Genomic DNA, 20,733 nt, shown 5'->3' on the forward strand with positions numbered 1-20,733 from the left:
TCAAATAACATATATTGAGCAAACTAATTCTGAATTAGTTCATTCACAATAATCTAGATTTAATTTATTATTATATAGTTATTGAGAGGAGGAATTTATCATTGGAAGCTACTATGACGCTAAATACTTTTAAAAAAAATCGTTATAATAATTTATCCTTTTGGGAAAATGAAATTATTAAGAACAACAATTTATGGGAAGGATATTTTGATAATAAAGGAATATCTAAAGACTCTAAAATAGTTTATACAGGTATTTTAGACGTAAATAAAAATATCTTACAATGCGGTTGGGCAGTTTACCCTTGTATTTACAGCCTACTCGGATTTTTGAAATATGTGTATCTGCCTACCTCTTTCTTTATTTGGTTTGATCGTAAATCTGATAATCTTTATATTCCAATGTTAAACTTTGATACTATAATTAACAAAACATTAAAATTTAATGATTCAAACATAAATCTAGAATCTGTAAATTCTATGAAGAAAACATATGACCTATTAAATGACTTATGGTCTGTAGATTATGATTTACTAATTTCAAAATTAAATATTTTTTGTGATACTTTCAATAATACTTGGGATAATCATTCTAATCAAAAACTATTTGTAAAGATTTTTAATAATCCTAGAGATACCTTTAGTTTTGTGAAAAATTCCATAGAGCAGGATTCAAAAGATTTAATTGAAGAAGATATTTCTATGACCTTTGATGCCTTTAAATTCGCCTGTGACAATGCTATTGAAGAACCTCTATTAAATAAAAGATTTATTGACATATTAAATACTAATGCTCCTATACTTTTCTAATTGCTCATTGTAATTTTTAGATAAATATAGACATTAGTATAGTCATACGCCTAATAAATATAACATGTTTATTATTTATATTTTTATGTTATGAAAATTCAATTATATTTCTCTATAAAAAAGCTCCTATACTAAACCTTTTAATTAGTATAGGAGCTTCTTCTAATAATATTCTCTATGCCTTAGCAAGTAATGAGTATTTATTTATGTTAGCCTAAAGTGCCAGATAAATGTACTCCTCAATGCATTTTTAATATTTTTTAATTTTCGTCTTTCTTATGAAGTATTCCAATTCCAAGCTCTGTTAGTTGTTTTTCATCAGCTATATTTGGAGCCTCGCTTAAGTAGCAATACGCATTTTGGTTCTTAGGGAATGCAATAACATCCTTAATATTTTCTGTTCCAGCTAAAAACATTATCATTCTATCAAGACCAAATGCTAAGCCGCCATGTGGTGGTGGTCCAAATTTAAATGCTTGAAGCAGGAATCCAAATCTTTCCCATGCTGCTTCTTGTGTAAATCCAAGAGCTTTAAACATTCTTTCTTGAAGAGCCATATCATGAATTCTTATAGATCCTCCACCTAATTCTTCACCATTTAATACTAAATCATAAGCCTTAGATCTAACAGCTCCTGGATTAGATTCAATGAAATTTAAATCTTCATCCATTGGTGCTGTAAATGGATGGTGACAAGCTGTATATCTTTCTTCTTCTTCACTATATTCAAATAGTGGGAATTCAGTAATCCATGTAAAGTTAAATTCATTTTTATCTTTAATTAAATCAAATTGTTTAGCAAGCTCTAATCTTAAAGCACCCAAACTTTGGAATACAACTGAATCTTTATCTGCCACTATAAGAATTGCATCACCATTCTCAGCATTCATAGTCTTTACTATAGAATTAGTTACATCATCAGTCAAGAACTTAGCAATTGATGACTTAACACCATCTTCTTTAAGTTGAATCCAAGCAAGACCCTTTGCCTTATAAGTTTTAATAAACTCGCCTAACTTATCTAATGGCTTTCTTCCTAGTTCTGCTCCACCTTTTAAGCATAAGGCTCTAACACATCCACCAGCTTCTATTGCAGATTTAAATACTACAAAATCTAAATCTTTAACATCCTCTGTGATGTTAGTGATTTCCATTCCAAATCTTAAATCTGGTTTATCTGAACCGTATTTTTCCATAGCATCTTTAAATGTCATTCTCTTAATTGGAAGCTTAACATCAACACCTGCTACTTTTTTAAACACATGAGCAATTAACCCTTCATTTACGGCCATTATATCATCTTGTTCTACAAAGCTTAATTCCATATCTACCTGAGTAAATTCTGGCTGTCTGTTTGCTCTTAAATCTTCATCTCTAAAACATTTAGCAATTTGATAATATCTATCAAATCCAGATACCATTAATAATTGCTTAAATATTTGTGGTGATTGTGGAAGAGCATAAAACATCCCAGGATAATTTCTTGAAGGCACTAAGTAATCTCTAGCCCCTTCTGGAGTACTCTTTGTTAAAATTGGAGTTTCCACATCTAAGAAATTATGTTCTTCTAGGTAATCACGAATAGCTTTTGTTGTTTTACTTCTAATTGCAAATATTTTTTGCATATCTGGTCTTCTTAAGTCTAAATATCTATATTTTAATCTTATATTTTCTGCTGCATCTAAGTTTTCTTTAATATATATTGGTGGTGTTTCTGATTCTGAAAGAATTTTTATAGTTTCGCATTTTAATTCAACAAAACCAGTTGGCATGTTTTCATTAACACTTTCTCTTTTAACTACTTCACCTGTCACAGCTATGCAGTATTCCGGTTTTACTGATTTTGCTTTTTCAAAAGCTTCTACATTTATTTCCTCTCCGAAAACTACCTGCATAATACCTGTTTTATCTCTTAAATCAATAAATTCAAGTCCTCCAAGCTTTCTATTTCTTTGAACCCATCCCATTAAAGTTATTTTTTTACCTACATGTTCTTCTCTAGGTTCACCGCACATCATAGTACGCTTTAATCCATTTAAAGATTCACCCATTACTAAAATCCTCCCTACTTAATCAGTTAACAGTTTATGCCCCTTCGGTTACCCCGTGGGCAGTTAACTCTTTACAGTTGTATGAAATCCCCAACAGGATTTCATTTATTTATATTATAAATTGGCATGCGACAGCCTATATGCGGCACTAATCATCAATTGTCAATTCATCACTTACTTTATAATAGTCATATTACTATTTAACTACTTTAGCTATTTCTTCTAAGCTTTCTAGAGATACTTCAAAAGTTTCTCCATCACTCATTCTCTTTAAATTAACCTTTTTGTTTGCTAATTCATCTTCACCTAAAATAGTTGTAAATGCTGCACCTAACTTATTGGCATATTTCATTTCAGCTTTTACGCTTCTACCCATATGGTTTATTTCACATTTAACTCCAAGATTTCTAAGATCGCTAGCAAGCTTAAAGGCAAATTTGCTTTCTTCTTCGCCTCTGGCACCTATATATAAATCAAACAAGTTTTCCTTTGGTATTTCTATACCTTCTTTTTCTAGAGTCATGATTAACCTTTCAACTCCCATGCCAAAACCTACTGCAGGCATATCTGGTCCACCAAGCTCTTCTATAAGTTTATCATATCGTCCTCCTCCACATACTGTGAAATCAGAAGTTAAGATCTCAAATATTGTCTTTGTATAATAATCCAATCCTCTTACTATACCTGGATCTATTGTATATGGTAATCCTAGAATATCTAAATATTCTTTAACCTTATCAAAGTGCGTAGCACAATCCTCACAAACATACTCTAAAATTGTTGGCGCATTTTTTGTTATTTCATGGCACTTCTTTTCCTTGCAATCCAATATTCTCATTGGATTTTTTTCAAATCTAGTTTTGCATGTATCACATAGGCCATCATAATTTTCTTGCAAAAATTTCTTTAAAGCTTCATTATACTTAGGTCTACACTCAGGACATCCTAAATTATTTATGTTTAAGCTTAAGCTTTTTAATCCTAATTTCTTTAAAGTATCCATAGCTACAGCAATAACTTCCGCATCCATTGAAGCTGCACTTGATCCAAATACTTCTAATCCACATTGATGAAATTGTCTAAGTCTTCCTTTTTGAACATTTTCATATCTAAAAGCTGGTGTTATGTAATATAACTTTGTAGGCTGCGCTTCATTAAATAGTCTGTTTTCTACAAAGGCCCTAACTGCAGACGCAGTTCCTTCTGGCTTTAAAGTTATACTTCTATCCCCTTTATCATTGAACGTATACATCTCTTTTTGAACTATATCAGTTGTATCACCAACACCTCTTAGAAATAATTCTGTATGTTCAAACATTGGAGTTCTAATTTCTCTAATTCCATACGTCTTAGCTACATCTCTAAATACATTTTCTATGTACTGCCACTTATACGCATCTTCAGGCAGCATATCCTTTGTACCCTTTGGTGCTTGCATTTCCATTGCCATTTAAATTCCTCCAAATCACGATATTTATTAAGTTCACAGTTAACACACCTTCTGCCTGTTATGGTATCCTGCATACAGTTAACTGCTATAACACGAAATTCTAATAGAATTTCCATTCTTATGCTTAAACTTATTACAGTTTGTAAGTTTAAGCATAATTATCCATAGACAATTGTACATTATTTATATAAATTTTAAAAGTTCAAAGTTATTAATTCTTAATATAAAGTATCTAATAATTTCTTTTTACCTTCTATCATTTCATCTATTCTCGAAATATACTCATGAAGATCTTTAAGATTTGGAAATCTTTCAAGCCTATCTTCTTCTAAAAATATAACTTTACTTACTGCCGCAGCTCCAAGTGCAATTGTAGTCTGTCTTTCTTCGATCATCTGAATATTGTATATACATTCTTTCCCCTCTTTAGCATACCCCAAATTCTCCATATTTCCAACCATATTTTTTTGTCTATACATATAATATGGTGAAATATCTAACTTTTCCGCCAAATCTTTACTTTCCTCATACATTTTTATTATTTCTTCTTGAGAAACTAAACTTATTCCCTTTTTAAGAATAAATTCTTCATACATTCTAGACCCTCTTTTTAGAGCCAAGCCATGAACTGTAACACTATCTGGCTTTAATTTCATTAATTCATTTTTAGTATGCAGTACTTCTTTATGAGTTTCTCCTGGAAGCCCTATTATTATGTCCATGTTAATATCGTCAAATCCCAATTCTCTTGCCATCATAAATTTTTCTTTTATATCTTCTGAGGAATGACTTCTTCCTATAAGCTTTAAGGTTTTATCATTCATAGTTTGAGGATTAATACTTATCCTAGTTACGTTGCACTCTTTCATAGTTATTAACTTATTTTTATTTAAAGTATCCGGCCTTCCGCATTCCACGGTAAATTCTTTAACTTTATGTCCTTTAATAAAACTATTATATATTTCATCCATAACCATCATAAATTCGCCGTCACTTACAGATGTTGGAGTTCCCCCTCCAAAATATACAGATTCTATGTTAAGATTTTTCTTATCTATATATTTACTTATGCCTCTAATCTCTTTTATTAAAGCTTCTACATATGGCATCACCATCTTTTTATAGACACCTATTGGATTGGAAGTAAATGAGCAATAAAGACATTTAGTTGGGCAAAATGCCATTCCTATATAGATAGCAATATTATTTTTATCTTTATTTACTATTCTCTCTTCAGCTTTTGCAACGTCTATACATAATTTTGCTTTATCTTCATGAGCCAAATATTTTTCTTTAAATATCTTAATAACTTCTTCTTCACTTTTCCCTTCTTTTATTAGCTTTAGGGCTATCTTTGAAGGCCTAATACCAATTAAAATTCCCCATGGATAGATATCATTGGTTAAATCTCTTAAACACAGAAAAAGAAATCTTCTCAGAGAGTTCTTAACATCCTCTCCTAAAGATTCTTCTCTGCAATAATCTTTATATTCAAATCTTAAACCTTTATCATCAATATAAAAAATATAATCTGCATTATCTTTATCTATGAAATCAATTTCCGTCATTGAAAAATAGACATTAAATAATTGATATACTTCATATCTAAATTTAAGATCATTTAAATAAACTTTAACTTTCATCATTGCTCCTTAAAGAATGTGCTATAGATATTTATAGCACAATTTTTTCCTATAAAAACGGATTATTTCTTTTCTCATAGCCTATATTGGATGCTCCTCCATGGCCTGGAAAAACCTTAATATTATCTCCAAGAGGAAGTAGTTTTTCTTTTATATTCTTAACAAGCAACATTCCATTTCCACCTGAAAAATCGCTCCTTCCTATAGATCCTTGGAAAAGAGTATCTCCTGTAAACAACTTATCATCTACTAAGAAACAAACTCCACCTACAGTATGCCCTGGTGTTTCAATAACTTTAATTAAGTGTTTTCCTAGTCTTATGGTATCTCCTTCTTTTAGGTCACCCGAAGACTTTGGCAATTCACCAAATACAAAATTATCTCCCATAAATTCTTCTTCTTTTGCATTCATATAAAATGGAATATTAAATCTATTTATTAAATCAACTACAGCTCCTACATGATCCATATGACCATGAGTCAAAAGGATAAATTTAGTTTTTGCACTTAATCTCTCAATTTCCTTTATCAATAAATTTGCCTGTCCACCTGGATCTATAATTGCAAGTTCCTTACTGTCCTCATCCATGATTAAATAGCAATTTTCTTCATACATACCAGCTACTATTGTTTTTATAATCAATATAAACCCCTCCATAATATATTTAGAAATTATGTTCTATCTAACTAAAAGTTTCTCTTGCTATCCAATAGAATTGTTACTGGTCCATCATTGTTAATTTGAACCTTCATATCAGCACCAAACTCTCCACATTCGACTTTTAAATTAGATTCTCTGATAAGTCTCAGAAATTCCTCATAAAGCTTTCTGGCTTCTTCACCGCCTTGAGCTTCCATGAAATTTGGCCTTCTGCCTTTTCTGCAATCTCCATATAGCGTAAATTGAGATATAATAAGTAATTCTCCTTTAACATCTAGCAGTGATAAGTTCATTTTCTCATTTTCATCTTCAAATACTCTTAAATTAATGATCTTATCCTTTATATACTTTAAATCTTCTAAAGTATCATCTTTAGATATCCCTACTAATACGTTAAAACCTGCTCCAATTTCTCCAATTACTTTACCATTTACACAGACATTAGATGAGGATACTCTTTGCACTACTGCTCTCATGATATCTCCCCTTCCTTATATTTTTACAACACAAAAAATATTTATGCACTTAACTTTAACTATTTACTCTATATACATCAGTTACACCTTTTAATCTTTTTATTTTCTTCATTAAATCTTTCAAATCATCTACTGATGTAATCTTAAATTTAACATTAATAAGCGCAGAACCTTGTTTGGATAAATTTGCATTCACTGCACTCAATTGTAACTTTAGCTCTGTTATAACACTCATTATATCTGCAAGCAACCCTTCCCTATCGTCTGCCTGCACTTGGATCTCTGCAAAATAAGCTGTTCCTTTAGATGAGCCCCAGTTAACTTCAACAACTCTATCTCCATCTGTATCAATAAGATTTTGTAAATTACTGCAATCTCTTCTATGTACTGATACTCCTCTGCCTTTAGTTATATATCCTAAAATATCATCTCCAGGAACTGGACTACAACATTTCGCAAATCTTACCATAAGATTGCTCTCACCTTTTACAGTTATTCCGTAACTGTTAGGTTCTGGCTGCCTTGAAGTTTTAGCAATTTGCTCTTCAATGCTTTTACTCAAGATTTCTTTATTTTCTTTACTTGATTTATCCACACCTATGCCATTATTCTCTTTAAGTCTTGAAATAAGAGTGGATACCGAAAAACCACCTAGACCAATTAAAGCATACAAATCATCCATTGAATGAATATTATATCTTTTCATTAATCTTTCATAAATTTCGCCTTTAGCTATATCTGCGTAATTAACTCCCTGCTTCTTTAATTCCTTTTCAAGAAGTTCCTTACCTTTTAATATACTCTCTTCTCTTTTAGCCTTCTTAAACCAAAGTTTTATTTTACTCTTAGATTGATTACTTTTTGCAATATTTAACCAATCCATGTTAGGGCCTTTTGCATTAGGGGAAGTTAATATCTCAACAATTTCTCCAGTCTTAAGACTATAATCAAGAGGCACTATTTTCCCATTTACTTTTGCCCCAACACATTTATTTCCTATATCTGTATGTATTCTGTAAGCAAAATCTATCGGAGTTGCATCTCTGCATAAATTTATTACAACACCTTTAGGTGTAAATACAAAAACTTCATCTGAAAATAAATCTATTTTAAAGCCTTCAATAAATTCTTCAGCATCTGATGTTTCCTTTTGCCACTCTAACATGTCTCTAAGCCATACTAGCTTCTTTTCAAAATCCTTTTGTTTGTCTTGTTCCCCTTTAGCTGTATCGCCCTCTTTATACTTCCAATGAGCTGCAATTCCATATTCTGCAGTTTTATGCATCTCAAAAGTTCTGATTTGAATTTCAAAAGTTTTCCCTTGTGGCCCGATTACAGTTGTATGAAGTGATTGATACATATTAGGCTTAGGCATAGCAATGTAATCTTTAAATCTGCCCGGAATTGGCCTGTATATGGTATGAACAATTCCAAGTACACCATAACAATCCTTTACAGAATTAACCAAAACCCTTATAGCAGTCAAATCAAAAATCTGCTCTATACTCTTATTTTTATTAACCATCTTTTTATAAATACTATAAAAATGTTTTGGTCTCCCATCAATATCTGATTGAATTCCTGCTGCTTCAAGTTTTTCTTCTAAATCACTTACTATATCCTTTATATAAGTTTCTCTTTCAACTCTTTTTTCCGCAATACTATCTACTAATTCATAATATTCTTTTTCATGTAAATATCTAAAACATAAATCTTCAAGTTCCCATTTAATTTTAGACATACCTAATCTATGGGCTAAAGGTGCATAAATATCAAGGGTTTCCTTAGCTTTGTTTTTTTGCTTTTTCTCTGGCATAAACTTAAGCGTTCTCATATTATGAAGTCTATCTGCCAATTTTATTATTATTACCCTTATGTCCTTTGCCATAGCAAGCAACATTTTTCTAACATTATCTGCCTGCTGCTCTTCTTTTGTTTTATATTCCATTTCCCCCAATTTAGTAAGTTTTGTAACGCCTTCAACAAGATCCGCCACTTCCGCATTGAAAAGATTAACTGTCTCATCATAAGAACAATCTGTATCTTCTATTACATCATGCAATAAACCAGCTACTATAGTATTAGTATCCATCCCTAGTTCAGCCAAAATTTCCGCTACTGCTATTGGATGAATTATATATGGTTCTCCTGATTCACGTTTTTGTTCCTTATGAGCTTTCTCAGCAAAATTATATGCTCTTTTTACCATATCCACATCGACATTATTACAGTTTGTATTGATTTTTTCCAGCAATTTATCAATCATAAGGACTGCTCCCCTTTATATATTCATTAAAGTAGTAAATTCAAAGGCTGGTCTAATAACCAGCCTAACTTTCTAATAATTATATATTATTTTAGAATTATTTTCAATACGACATTAAAAAGAAATAACATCTCTATTGTGTGACTTCTGCTAATCTTTAAATAATCTTAATTTCTAAACCTCATATTGAACTAATGACAGTACATCATAACCTTTAAGTTTTCCTTTTCCATTAAGCTCTGTTAATTCAATCACAAAGTCTAATGAAGCAACTATTCCACCTGCTTGTTCAATTAATTTAGCAACACCTTCAACAGTACCTCCTGTTGCTAATAAATCATCGACAATTGCAACTCTTTGACCTGGCTTAATAGCATCCTTATGAATCTCAAGTGTATCTTCTCCATATTCCAATCCATAATTAATTGAAAGAGTCTCCCCTGGTAATTTTCCTGGTTTTCTTACTGGAATAAATCCTACTCCTAATTCATATGCCACAGGAACGCCAAAAATAAACCCTCTTGCTTCAGGTCCAACTATTAAATCAATGTTCTTATCTTTTAAATGTTCTACAATTTGATTAATTGTTTCTTTTAAGGCATCACCATCACCTATTAATGTTGTTATATCCTTAAAACTTATTCCTTCCTTTGGAAAATTTTCAATCACTCTGATTTTTTCCTTTAAATCCATTTTATCTCCTCCACAACATTTATTTTAATTTAACCACAAATATATGATTTAACATCAAATAAATTAAATAAATAGTTATTTATATATTAAGTATTTTTTAAAGAATTATTTTTCTTAAGCCTATATAAATATTTAACAATTTGATCTGCCCGATCCTTATCATTTGTAGTTAAAAGCTCCAAAACTATACGAGCATTATCCATAACCCCCACTGCCCCTATTGGAGGGATTAGAAATTCTATTATTTTATTTATACCAGCACCATTAAATTCTTTTATACTATTAAACTCTATTATTGATCTTAACCCATTATTATTAGTATTAATTAAAAATTTATTTCCTTCTTTAATTAATACCCCATTTTCTCCCTTAACTGATACCTTTGCCCATTGTATGCCTATAAGAATTAAGTCTAAATACTTATTTATGCTCTTCATATTATAATATATGGCAATTGCTTGCATAAGTTTAAAGGCTAACCCGCTTGTTGACAAATTTTTATATCTATATTGACATCCTTTTTGATTAGGATTAATGTAAATGTAATCATTCACAAGCTCACTTTCTTCATTCTCCAGAACAATTAAATCTATACCCAATTCTTGGCATAAATCAACTTCTTCCTGTGACTTTAATCCAACACCAAGTGTTATCAAAATTTCAGCCCCTAAAAAGTCTACATTATTTTTTATATCTACTGAATTTATTCTAGCATCACTTTCTTGTCTATCATAAATTAAATATTCTACATCTGCATTTAAATATCTTAACACAAGAATTAATGATGAAACAGCACAAATTCCATCAACATTATATGTACCATAGACAACAATTTTTTGTCTATTATTTATAGCTACTGCTAATCTATCTATTGCTTTGTTCATACCTTTAAGTATAAATGGGTTATATCCACTAATATAATTTGGACTATATATACTCTCCCAGAATTTACGCATGGCCTATTCCTCCATAAAATTAGAAAACACCTTTATTATAAATGATTATAACAATTTTTACAATTATTTTGTTAATAAATGAAAAAACCTCCATTGATTTCTGGAGGCTTTTATCATTTCCAGTAGTTAAGCTTTTTGTAATTTTGTCTTTGATTTTCTAACTCTATCCTTCAAGTATACCCATATTGGTGATGCTATACATATTGACGAATATGCTCCACTTATAATACCTACTATTAATGGAATTGTAAATTGTCTAACAGATGGAACTAAGAAATTCATTGCAACTATAGTAGCTAACGTTGCACAAGATGTATATAATGATCTAGTTATTGTTTCAGTCAAACTTACATCTGCAACTTCAATTGATTTTGCTCTTCTCATAATCTTCGCATTTTCTCTTATTCTATCAAAAATTACTATTGTATCACACATTGAATACCCAACTATAGTAAGCATTGCTGCTATAAATGGGGTATTAACCGGAATATAGAATATTGAATAAACACTAAGTGTTACTAAGATATCATGAATGGTAGCTGCTATAGCCGCAACTCCAAATTTAAATTCAAATCTTATTGCTATATATATAAGCATTACTACAAAAGCTGCAAGTAGAGCTGAAATTGAATTCTGTGTTAATTCTTTACCAACTGATGAACCTATTTCATTTTGCGAAACTAATGCCTTATCATCTAATTGATATTTGCCTTCTAAATCTTTCATAATAGTATCTAATTTATCACTGTCAAGATCAGCTGATTTTATTTCATATTGATTATTATCTAAAGAATTTGTAGCTGCATCTGGTGCATAACCTTTAACAATTGTATCCACATCTTCTTTATTTATATTCTCATTTAACTGTAATACTATGTCTGAACCACCTTTAAAATCTATTCCAAAATTCAGACCTCTAACACATAAGAATCCCATTCCAATTATTATAATGATTAGGGATATTGAAAACCATATTTTTGTTCTTTCCATTATCTTAAGCATGTTTTTCATCCCCCTTTTCTAGCTTAACTCCAAAGTGTGACGCTTTATTTATAAATCCAGATTGAACTCCTAGATTAACAAGTAATTTAGTTATTACTAAACCAGTAAACAAACTTATAACTATACCTATCATAAGTGTAATCGCAAAACCTTTAACTGTTCCTGATCCTATAGAATACAAAATCAAAGCTGCAAGCAATGTTGTTACATTTGAATCCACTATTGAAGATAAAGCATTTTCTGATCCTTTTTTAGCTGCCGCCTTAATGCTGTACCCTTTTTTTAATTCTTCCTTTGTTCTCTCAAAGGTTAGTATGTTTGCATCGACAGCCACACCGATAGTCATTAAGAATGCTGCTATACCTGGAAGGGTTAAGGTTACTCCTATCTCTACAAATGCAAAAAGTGCAAGAACTATATACAAAGTTAAAGCAATATCAGCCATTAATCCTTGTCTTCTATAACGTATTAACATAAATAAGAATACTAATGCTACTCCTATGATTCCAGCTTTAATTGAATTTGGAAATGCTGTAGCTCCAAGCTCAGCTCCAACATTACTAACTGTAACTTCTTTAACTGGAAGTGGAAGTGCACCTGCGTTTATCATTCCAGCTAATTCCTTATTTTGTTCTAATGTTCCATGAATATCAATACTTGCATTTCCACCTGTAATTTGTTGATTTACAGTTGGATCTGAAATCTGTTCGTCATCAAGGTAAATTGTAATCTTTTGTCCAATATACTTACCTGTTGCATCGGCAAACTTTTGAGCACCATCATCAGTCAACTGCAATCCAACCTCATATTGACCTGTTTGTTGGTTCATTTGTGCAGTTGCTTTCTTGACATCTTTACCTGTTAATACTTCAGTTCCATCTGGCGCCTTAAATGACAAATTACCAGATTGGCTTAAGCTATCAACTATCTCTTTAGAGTTAGTCATTCCTGGAATATCTACTCTTATTCTCTTTTGTCCTTCTGTTGTTACAATTGTTTCTGCAACTCCAAGCTTATTTACTCTTAGTGCTATATGTTCCTTTGCACTTTCTAGCTCCTCTGGAGTTACTGAATCCTTCTGAATTTCCATAAGAACAGAAACTCCGCCCTGTAAATCAAGTCCTCTAGTTATTACTTTATCAAATGATTTAAATTCCCATCCTCCTAGAACAAATCCTTTAAATCCCGCAAAAGCTAATAATCCGATTACGACAATAATAGCTATAAGTATCGCCGAACTTTTGCCTTTCTTTTTCATCTTAATCCCCCTCTACGTAATTATGTCTTTCCTAATTAGTATTTCTTACATTTGTCTGGTAAAATCTTGATTATTATTTTATCAAATATTTTATATATTATGTAAAATACCAAAACATTTAAAATTAAGAAAATATAATCTTCATATAAAGAATTTATATATTCTTAATTTTAAATATCATTATAATTCATATGTTGCACAATGTTCATTATAGCACACAATAATTTCTTAATAAAGTTTTTTATTAAACTGTTGCTATAAGTACCAAATCACCTTAAATTTCACCAAAATACCTTTGCATATGTATAACTTCTTTTAATCAAAAGTAAATTAAAAAATCAAAGTATCTTATAAATTTATCCCAAGCATTCCAGCAAGAGTACCTATAGCTAAAGCTATAATTAATTTAACAAAATCAAAAAGTTTAAAAGCTAGTTCGCCACTAAAGCAGCTAGATAATATAAATAATACTAAATAATATCCAAGTGCAACTCCAAAACCAACAAGCCATCCTTTCGATTCATTTTTCTTAGCTCCTATTATCGCACCTAAACATATGCTACATAAAGATATTATTACATAAATCATGTTAAAAATACCTTTACTAAATACTAATTTAGTCATCAATATTGATAAAAATGCGATACCTATAAAGCTGCAAATTAAAGTTCCTATAGTGCCCTTTACCACAGATTTTAAGTATTTATTATTTTCCATTAAAATAACACCCCCCAACACTTCATTTTATGAAACATTAAAGGGTATTATGATTATTCTGCCGTTACTTTATGAGATATTCCACTCTTTTCAAATTTAATTCTTGTTTTAGCCGAACTAGTTTCAATTGTAACAGTTTTCTCATCAATGTGAGTGATTTTTCCTATAATTCCACCTCTAGTTGCAACTTCATCATTTACCTTTAACTCATCAATCATACCTTTGTATTTCTTTTTTCTTTTCTTTTCTGGTATTATAAGTAAAAAGTAAAATATAACAAATACAAGTAGCATTGGCCATATACTATAAAGCAAACTTGCTATACCATTCATAATTTTCCTCCATAACTAAAATCTTAATATTTTTCTATTCCTGATAAGTAGTTTACAATTCTTTAAGTTAGATGTCAATATAAACCTATTTTTATTTTTCTCTTACTTATCATAACAAATAAAAGTGTCAATTGTATTACATTTCCTAACTCTATATAAACCTTACCATTTAAATTATTTGTTACCTTCCCAAGCTTTAAGTTTCTCTTCTTTGAAACTTTTAAAATATCCGCCATCAATAGCATCTCTTATATCTGCCATTAACTTATTATAGAAATACAAATTATGCAATACGCAAAGTCTCATTGCTAACATTTCCTTTGCCTTAAATAAATGTCTAATATAAGCTCTTGTATAATTCTTACATGCTGGACACTCGCAGCCTTCATCTATAGGTCTTTTATCAAGTTCAAATTTTGCATTCATTAAGTTCAGCTTACCTTCTCCACAAAACACATTGCCATGTCTTCCATTTCTAGCTGGAAGTACACAATCAAAAAAGTCTACTCCTCTTTCAACTGCTTCCAATATATTAGCTGGCGTTCCAACCCCCATTAAATATATTGGCTTATCTTCTGGCAAATGTGGAACTACTGCATCTATAACTCTATACATTTCTTCATGAGTTTCACCAACTGCAAGACCGCCTATAGCATACCCATCTAAGTCCATCTTTGCTATTTCTTTAGCATGTTCTATTCTTATATCTTCATATACTCCGCCCTGATTGATTCCAAATAGCATTTGTTCCTTATTAATAGTATCCGGAAGAGAATTTAATCTATCCATTTCAACTTTACATCTTTTAAGCCATCTTGTTGTTCTTTCTACAGATCTTTCAACGTATTCTCTTGATGCAGGGTTTTCAACACATTCATCAAATGCCATGGCAATTGTAGATGCCAAATTGCTTTGAATCTGCATTGATTCCTCTGGTCCCATAAATATTTTTTTCCCATCAATATGAGAATTAAAATACACACCTTCCTCTTTTATCTTTCTCATTTTTGCAAGTGAAAATACCTGAAATCCACCTGAATCTGTAAGTATTGGCCTATCCCAATTCATAAATTCATGTAATCCTCCAAGCTTTTTAACAACTTTATCAGTTGGTCTTAAGTGAAGATGATATGTATTGGAAAGTTCAACTTGACATCCAATTTCCTTTAAATCCATACTAGACACTGCACCTTTTATAGCTGCTAGTGTCCCAACATTCATAAATACTGGAGTTTGTATTGTTCCATGGGGTGTTTCAAATTGTCCTCTTCTTGCTTTTCCATCTTTTTTTAATAACGTATATCTTTTACTCACAAGCGTCACCTCTTAAATTATTTTATTGTTAATAAAACGCTTGATTAATGTCACCTCATCAGCGTAATTAAATCAGTCTATAATTTATAATTAACTGATAAACATTGCATCTCCAAATGAGAAAAATCTATATTTCTCATTTACTGCTTCTTTATATGCATTCATAACATTATCTTTACCAGCTAAAGTTGATACAAGCATTATCAATGTTGATTCTGGCAAATGGAAATTTGTTATTAATTTATCCACCATCTTAAATTTATATCCTGGATATATAAAAATGTTAGTCCATCCGCTCTGCTCTTTGACAAATCCATTTTCGTCACCAATAGTTTCTAAGGTTCTTGTGGATGTTGTTCCAACTGAAATAACGGAATTCCCTCTTTTTTTAGTTTCATTTATTATATCTGCACTCTCTTTTGATAACATATAAAATTCGGAATGCATCTCATGTTCCTCTATATTTTCAACTTTTACCGGTCTAAAAGTTCCAAGTCCAACATGTAAAGTCAAATATACTACATTGACACCTTTTTCTTTTATTTCTTCTAATAGGTCATTAGTAAAATGAAGACCCGCTGTTGGTGCTGCAGCAGAACCATTTTCCTTTGAATATACTGTTTGATATCTTTCTTTATCTTCTAATCTCTCATGAATATATGGAGGTAATGGCATCTCACCTAATGAATCCAGTACTTCTTCAAAAATTCCTTCATAAAAAAATTCTACTATTCTATTTCCATCTTCTTTTACTTCTACTACCTCAGCTTTTAACTTTCCTTCACCAAAAGTAAACTTTCTTCCTACCCTTGCCGACTTTCCTGGTTTTGCTAGGCACTCCCATCTATCCTTTTCAATTCTCTTAAGCAAAAGAAACTCTATTTTTCCACCAGTGCCTTCTTTCTCACCAATCAATCTAGCGGGCATTACTCTAGTATTATTTAATACTAAAGTATCTCCTTTATTTAAATACTCTATAATATCATGAAACCTCTTATGCTCAATTTCTCCAGTTTTCTTATTCAAAACCATAAGTCTTGAGGAATCTCTCTGCTTCAAAGGATGTTGTGCTATTAACTCCTCTGGCAAATAAAAATCAAAATCTTTTACGTCCATTTGTTTATCTTCTCCTAACTTAAAAAGCTCGCCAAAATTAAAAAACTTTTGGCAGTTTATCATATTCGCTATTTATTATGTAAAACATTAAAAACATTAATTAGCTTCAAAAAAACTTCCCTGCATTTTATTATCCCTATTCTTTGATTTATTTTCTCTTCCAAGGTGTTTATATGCCTTCTCACTTGCTATTCTGCCTCTTGGCGTTCTTATAATAAATCCCTGCTGCAATAAATAAGGTTCATATACGTCTTCAATAGTTCCAAGTTCTTCTCCAATAAAGTATGATAATGTTTCAATTCCAACGGGTCCACCGTTAAAATTATCAATTATAGCTTCTAATATCTTATTATCAACCCTATCAAAACCTTTATTATCTACTTCTAATAATTCCAGAGCTTCTCTCGCTTCTTTAAGCGATATTAATTTGTTTGATTTTACCTCTGAATAATCTCTGACTCTTTTTAATAGCCTATTAGCAATTCTAGGTGTTCCTCTAGACCTTCTCGCTATTTCAAGTGATCCTTCTTCTGTAATTGCACAGCCAAATACAGCAGCACTTCTTGTTACTATCTCCTTAAGCTGCTCATCTGTATAATATTCCATAGCACAAAGTACTCCAAATCTATCTCTAAGTGGAGAGGTAAGCATCCCTATCCTTGTTGTTGCTCCTATAAGCGTAAATCTTGGAAGATCTATTCTTATTGATTTTGCAGCAGCTCCCTTACCTATAACTATATCTAATGCATAATCCTCCATTGCAGGATACAATATTTCTTCTACTGTTCTATTTAACCTATGAATTTCATCTATAAACAAAACATCATAATCCTTTAACGTTGTAAGTATTGCAGCTAGATCCCCAGCTCTTTCTATGGCAGGGCCTGAGGTTACTTTCAAATCTCCTCCCATTTCCTTGGCAATAATATTAGCTAAAGTAGTTTTACCAAGACCTGGCGGTCCATATAAAAGTGCATGATCCAGAGCCTCTTTTCTTTGTTTTGCTGCTTTAATGAATATATCTAATCGTTCTTTTACTTTATCTTGTCCTATATACTCATTTATCTTTTGAGGCCTTAAACTAAGCTCTGAATTTGAATCTTCATTCATTTCAGCTGGATTAACTATTCTTTCCATAAAAACCTCCCCCGTTTCCTCGTGAATTGCAACTACAAACTAACAATAATATTAATTTAAAATACTTCTATATATTAAACTTCCAAGAAATCCTGTAAGGATTTCCTCCACAACTGTAAATTGTGTAAACTGTAAACTAAATTAATTATCCCATTAATGCTTTTAATGCATTCTTGATTATATTTTCCACGCTATCATTTTTATCAACTTTTTTAAGTGCCGCTTCTGCTTCTTTCTCACTATAACCTAATGCAAGCAAAGCACTCAATGCTTCTGATGCAAACATGATATTTTCATTTTCCTTATTCCCCGCATCCAAAGTATTATCTAATAGTTCATCTGGTTTTAGCTTATCTTTTAGTTCTAAAATAATTCTAGCTGCTGTTTTCTTACCTATACCAATTCCTCTGCAAATATGTTTCTCATCGCCTGTCATAATTGCATACTTTAAATTATTTACTCTGCTTATAGATAATAATGATAACGCTGCTTTAGGTCCAACTCCATTAACTGTTAAAAGTAACTTAAACATTTCTAATTCTTCCTTAGAATCAAATCCATATAGACCCAAGAAATCTTCCCTTACTATTTGTTCAAGGTAAATCATAATTTCCTCTCCGGATTTTGGCATGGAGGACATAGTAGCACCTGATGTAAAAATTTTATATCCAATTCCATTATTCTCTACTATTATATAATCCTTATTTATTCCTATATATTTACCCTTAATGTATTCGTACATATATTTTCCTCCAGATATGTAAATCAAAATTTGCTTATTCTCATTTTACCGCCTATAAAACAAAAATATTTTAGGCATATGAAAGAAAATAACGAGTCCAAAATGCCATGATTATTTTACATTAGGCGAAGAAACAGATTGGGCTCATAGCGAGCCTATTAGTGCAATCTGCTGATGAAGCATAATGCAAAATAGGCTTGGCAGATGGACTTGTTATTTTTTGATTATGCCTTAAACATATGATACAAAATAAATTATCATACTTTCCTATTAATTATTTTAACTATATCTTAATCTAAATTCCTATATTATTGTTAAAACCTAACTTATACTTTATCATTTTAATCGAAATCTTTCAACAATGTATTTATTATTAGATATATTTTCGTACATATATTTTTTAACTCTTAATATTTTAAAAATTCTTTATTTATACACTAATAAGGGTATGGAAGCATTCATTACTCCCATACCCTTATCTTAAATTTATTCACTATAACTATATATACTCAACTCAAAACTTGATTTATTTGAAAAGTCCATGGACCTTTCTTCTTTCAACTAATCACTTGCTATTTTTAACCATTAAAGACAATGACTTAATATATCAAAAACATGGATTTCGCTTTATAAATCTATTTCATATTATATATTTGTTCCTTTATGATAGGTATTCAGACAAATTTTCTTCCGCATCTTCTTTTGAATTATACTCAAGTTCAAAATTTTTAATTTTATTTTTATCTATATCGCTTAAAGTATCTACTTTCTTGCTATTAGAATATACATCGTTACTATTTTCTATTAACAGAGTACCATTCTCATCTGTTTTATATATAGCAAAAAATCCATCTTTCTCTCCAATATAATATTTATTAGGTTTAAGAGCCTTCGAATCATCTTTTCTATATGTCATCTGACCATCTGGTTCTATTTCTAAAGCATACCCTTTATCTTTTAATTCTTTTGACAATTCAGCTGTTGTTAAACTTTCATCTAAATTTAACTCTTTTTTTAATTCCGCTAAAGTTAATTCCTTCTCTTTCATTTGTCCTGAGAATAAATAAATTTTAGTATTATCATTTAATTCACCATTTTTATTTACTTCACTCGCTACAACAGAATTATCTTTAGGGGTTTTATTACTCAAATACTTATTAGATAAATAATAAGTTACAGAAAATATAAGTACCAATGTTATTAATATGCCTATGAATAATTTCTTTTTAGTTATTGATTTATTTATCATATTAATCACTCCTTATCAAGGAGTATAGCCACTTTTCCAAGATTTATACAATAATTTTACATTTATGAAATAAATCTTTACATTGACAAACATTCAAAATATTTGTGCACTTTTTTGGAATTTAATTGTATTTAAGTGTGTGTTTCAACGCATTTATTATCACCATATATGTTATTTTTAAACATTTTCTATAATTTAGAATACAATTTATAAATAGTACTGTAATTATAATCTCAAGATAATATAATATAACAATTGAAATCAAACTAAAATCAACCGACCTCATATTAAAAAAAGTTGCACTTAAATAAGTAAATCCAAAAATAATGAAGCATAAAATTATAAGACCTTTTATCATTCCTTTGAAGTCTTCACTGCTTGGAGCAATTCCACTTATTAATATTAAGAATAATATTATGGTTATAATTCCTTCCTTAGTAAGCATTATTCTTGGATCTAATATCTTATGTAATTCCGAAACTCCGCCCTTTAAAACAAATTTACTTTCTATGAATATAAATATTGGCACATTTATAATCACTGGTGCTATAGCTATTAAAAATTCCTTAATACTTATTAAAAATGGAAAGCTGCTCTTAACTCTTGACCTTACAAAACCAGGTCTGTTTTCCCTCGGAAAAAGCTGAACCTGTTCTATTTTAGCAAGACATAATATAGCAACAATTAAATGCGCTAACTCATGGGCTGGTGTACTCATTGCATATAAGAACTTGGCCAATTTAGTGCTAATAATTCCAATAAAACCTTGAAAAACCGATTGAATAAATCGTAACAAAAAATAATACGAAAAATACAGTAGTAAGAAGGAACCTACTGATTTTATTGCTACCTCCACTATAC

The 20,733-nt window shown here is 30.5% G+C and carries 19 protein-coding genes; 1 reads left to right on the forward strand and 18 read right to left on the reverse strand.

Annotated features, from left to right (window positions below):
- The first annotated feature begins 101 nt into the window (after nucleotides 1-101).
- Nucleotides 102-809 carry a hypothetical protein gene (locus CLOBL_RS08020; RefSeq protein WP_077858543.1) on the forward strand — a complete coding sequence of 236 codons (708 nt, stop codon included), beginning with the start codon at nucleotides 102-104 and terminating at the stop codon, nucleotides 807-809.
- A 260-nt stretch (nucleotides 810-1,069) separates the two neighbouring features.
- On the opposite strand, the gene aspS is transcribed toward CLOBL_RS08020, so the two are convergent.
- From aspS to CLOBL_RS08110, 18 genes are all read right to left on the reverse strand, one after another.
- Nucleotides 1,070-2,860, reverse strand: a complete 1,791-nt coding sequence (gene aspS, locus CLOBL_RS08025) for an aspartate--tRNA ligase (protein ID WP_077858544.1) — start codon at nucleotides 2,858-2,860, stop codon at nucleotides 1,070-1,072.
- Between the two features lie 196 nt (nucleotides 2,861-3,056).
- Nucleotides 3,057-4,310: a histidine--tRNA ligase gene (hisS, locus tag CLOBL_RS08030; RefSeq protein ID WP_077858545.1), complete on the reverse strand. Its 1,254-nt coding sequence runs from the start codon at nucleotides 4,308-4,310 to the stop codon at nucleotides 3,057-3,059.
- A gap of 218 nt (nucleotides 4,311-4,528) precedes the next feature.
- Nucleotides 4,529-5,953 (reverse strand): coproporphyrinogen III oxidase, encoded by a 1,425-nt coding sequence (locus CLOBL_RS08035; protein ID WP_077858546.1) that lies wholly within the window; start codon nucleotides 5,951-5,953, stop codon nucleotides 4,529-4,531.
- Between the two features lie 49 nt (nucleotides 5,954-6,002).
- Complete coding sequence (locus tag CLOBL_RS08040) at nucleotides 6,003-6,596, reverse strand: MBL fold metallo-hydrolase (RefSeq protein WP_077858547.1); 594 nt, start codon at nucleotides 6,594-6,596, stop codon at nucleotides 6,003-6,005.
- A gap of 44 nt (nucleotides 6,597-6,640) precedes the next feature.
- Nucleotides 6,641-7,090: a D-aminoacyl-tRNA deacylase gene (gene dtd / locus CLOBL_RS08045; RefSeq protein ID WP_077858548.1), complete on the reverse strand. Its 450-nt coding sequence runs from the start codon at nucleotides 7,088-7,090 to the stop codon at nucleotides 6,641-6,643.
- 55 nt (nucleotides 7,091-7,145) lie between these two features.
- Nucleotides 7,146-9,356: a bifunctional (p)ppGpp synthetase/guanosine-3',5'-bis(diphosphate) 3'-pyrophosphohydrolase gene (locus CLOBL_RS08050; protein ID WP_077858549.1), complete on the reverse strand. Its 2,211-nt coding sequence runs from the start codon at nucleotides 9,354-9,356 to the stop codon at nucleotides 7,146-7,148.
- Between the two features lie 174 nt (nucleotides 9,357-9,530).
- Nucleotides 9,531-10,049, reverse strand: a complete 519-nt coding sequence (locus tag CLOBL_RS08055) for an adenine phosphoribosyltransferase (RefSeq protein ID WP_077858550.1) — start codon at nucleotides 10,047-10,049, stop codon at nucleotides 9,531-9,533.
- Nucleotides 10,050-10,135: 86 nt separating this feature from the next.
- Nucleotides 10,136-11,005: a DHH family phosphoesterase gene (locus tag CLOBL_RS08060; protein WP_077858551.1), complete on the reverse strand. Its 870-nt coding sequence runs from the start codon at nucleotides 11,003-11,005 to the stop codon at nucleotides 10,136-10,138.
- A gap of 126 nt (nucleotides 11,006-11,131) precedes the next feature.
- On the reverse strand, nucleotides 11,132-12,007 hold the full coding sequence (secF, locus tag CLOBL_RS08065; protein ID WP_077858552.1) for a protein translocase subunit SecF: 876 nt from the start codon (nucleotides 12,005-12,007) through the stop codon (nucleotides 11,132-11,134).
- Nucleotides 12,000-13,265 carry a protein translocase subunit SecD gene (gene secD, locus CLOBL_RS08070; protein ID WP_077858553.1) on the reverse strand — a complete coding sequence of 422 codons (1,266 nt, stop codon included), beginning with the start codon at nucleotides 13,263-13,265 and terminating at the stop codon, nucleotides 12,000-12,002. The genes secF and secD overlap by 8 nt, the downstream gene beginning before the upstream one ends.
- 348 nt (nucleotides 13,266-13,613) lie before the next feature.
- On the reverse strand, nucleotides 13,614-13,982 hold the full coding sequence (locus tag CLOBL_RS08075) for a TIGR04086 family membrane protein (RefSeq protein WP_009169980.1): 369 nt from the start codon (nucleotides 13,980-13,982) through the stop codon (nucleotides 13,614-13,616).
- A 53-nt stretch (nucleotides 13,983-14,035) separates the two neighbouring features.
- Nucleotides 14,036-14,314 carry a preprotein translocase subunit YajC gene (yajC, locus tag CLOBL_RS08080; protein ID WP_009169979.1) on the reverse strand — a complete coding sequence of 93 codons (279 nt, stop codon included), beginning with the start codon at nucleotides 14,312-14,314 and terminating at the stop codon, nucleotides 14,036-14,038.
- Between the two features lie 174 nt (nucleotides 14,315-14,488).
- Nucleotides 14,489-15,628, reverse strand: coding sequence for a tRNA guanosine(34) transglycosylase Tgt (gene tgt / locus CLOBL_RS08085; protein ID WP_077858554.1), 1,140 nt, complete (start codon nucleotides 15,626-15,628; stop codon nucleotides 14,489-14,491).
- A 90-nt stretch (nucleotides 15,629-15,718) separates the two neighbouring features.
- On the reverse strand, nucleotides 15,719-16,744 hold the full coding sequence (gene queA / locus CLOBL_RS08090) for a tRNA preQ1(34) S-adenosylmethionine ribosyltransferase-isomerase QueA (RefSeq protein WP_077858555.1): 1,026 nt from the start codon (nucleotides 16,742-16,744) through the stop codon (nucleotides 15,719-15,721).
- A gap of 96 nt (nucleotides 16,745-16,840) precedes the next feature.
- On the reverse strand, nucleotides 16,841-17,881 hold the full coding sequence (gene ruvB / locus CLOBL_RS08095) for a Holliday junction branch migration DNA helicase RuvB (protein WP_009169975.1): 1,041 nt from the start codon (nucleotides 17,879-17,881) through the stop codon (nucleotides 16,841-16,843).
- A gap of 145 nt (nucleotides 17,882-18,026) precedes the next feature.
- Nucleotides 18,027-18,623 carry a Holliday junction branch migration protein RuvA gene (gene ruvA, locus CLOBL_RS08100; protein ID WP_077858556.1) on the reverse strand — a complete coding sequence of 199 codons (597 nt, stop codon included), beginning with the start codon at nucleotides 18,621-18,623 and terminating at the stop codon, nucleotides 18,027-18,029.
- A gap of 661 nt (nucleotides 18,624-19,284) precedes the next feature.
- Nucleotides 19,285-19,872 (reverse strand): hypothetical protein, encoded by a 588-nt coding sequence (locus CLOBL_RS08105; protein ID WP_009169973.1) that lies wholly within the window; start codon nucleotides 19,870-19,872, stop codon nucleotides 19,285-19,287.
- Between the two features lie 121 nt (nucleotides 19,873-19,993).
- Nucleotides 19,994-20,728, reverse strand: a complete 735-nt coding sequence (locus tag CLOBL_RS08110; protein ID WP_077858557.1) for a hypothetical protein — start codon at nucleotides 20,726-20,728, stop codon at nucleotides 19,994-19,996.
- Between the last annotated feature and the right edge of the window lie 5 nt (nucleotides 20,729-20,733).

The sequence above is a fragment of the Clostridium sp. BL-8 genome, from assembly GCF_002006495.1.
Taxonomy (GTDB): domain Bacteria; phylum Bacillota; class Clostridia; order Clostridiales; family Clostridiaceae; genus Clostridium.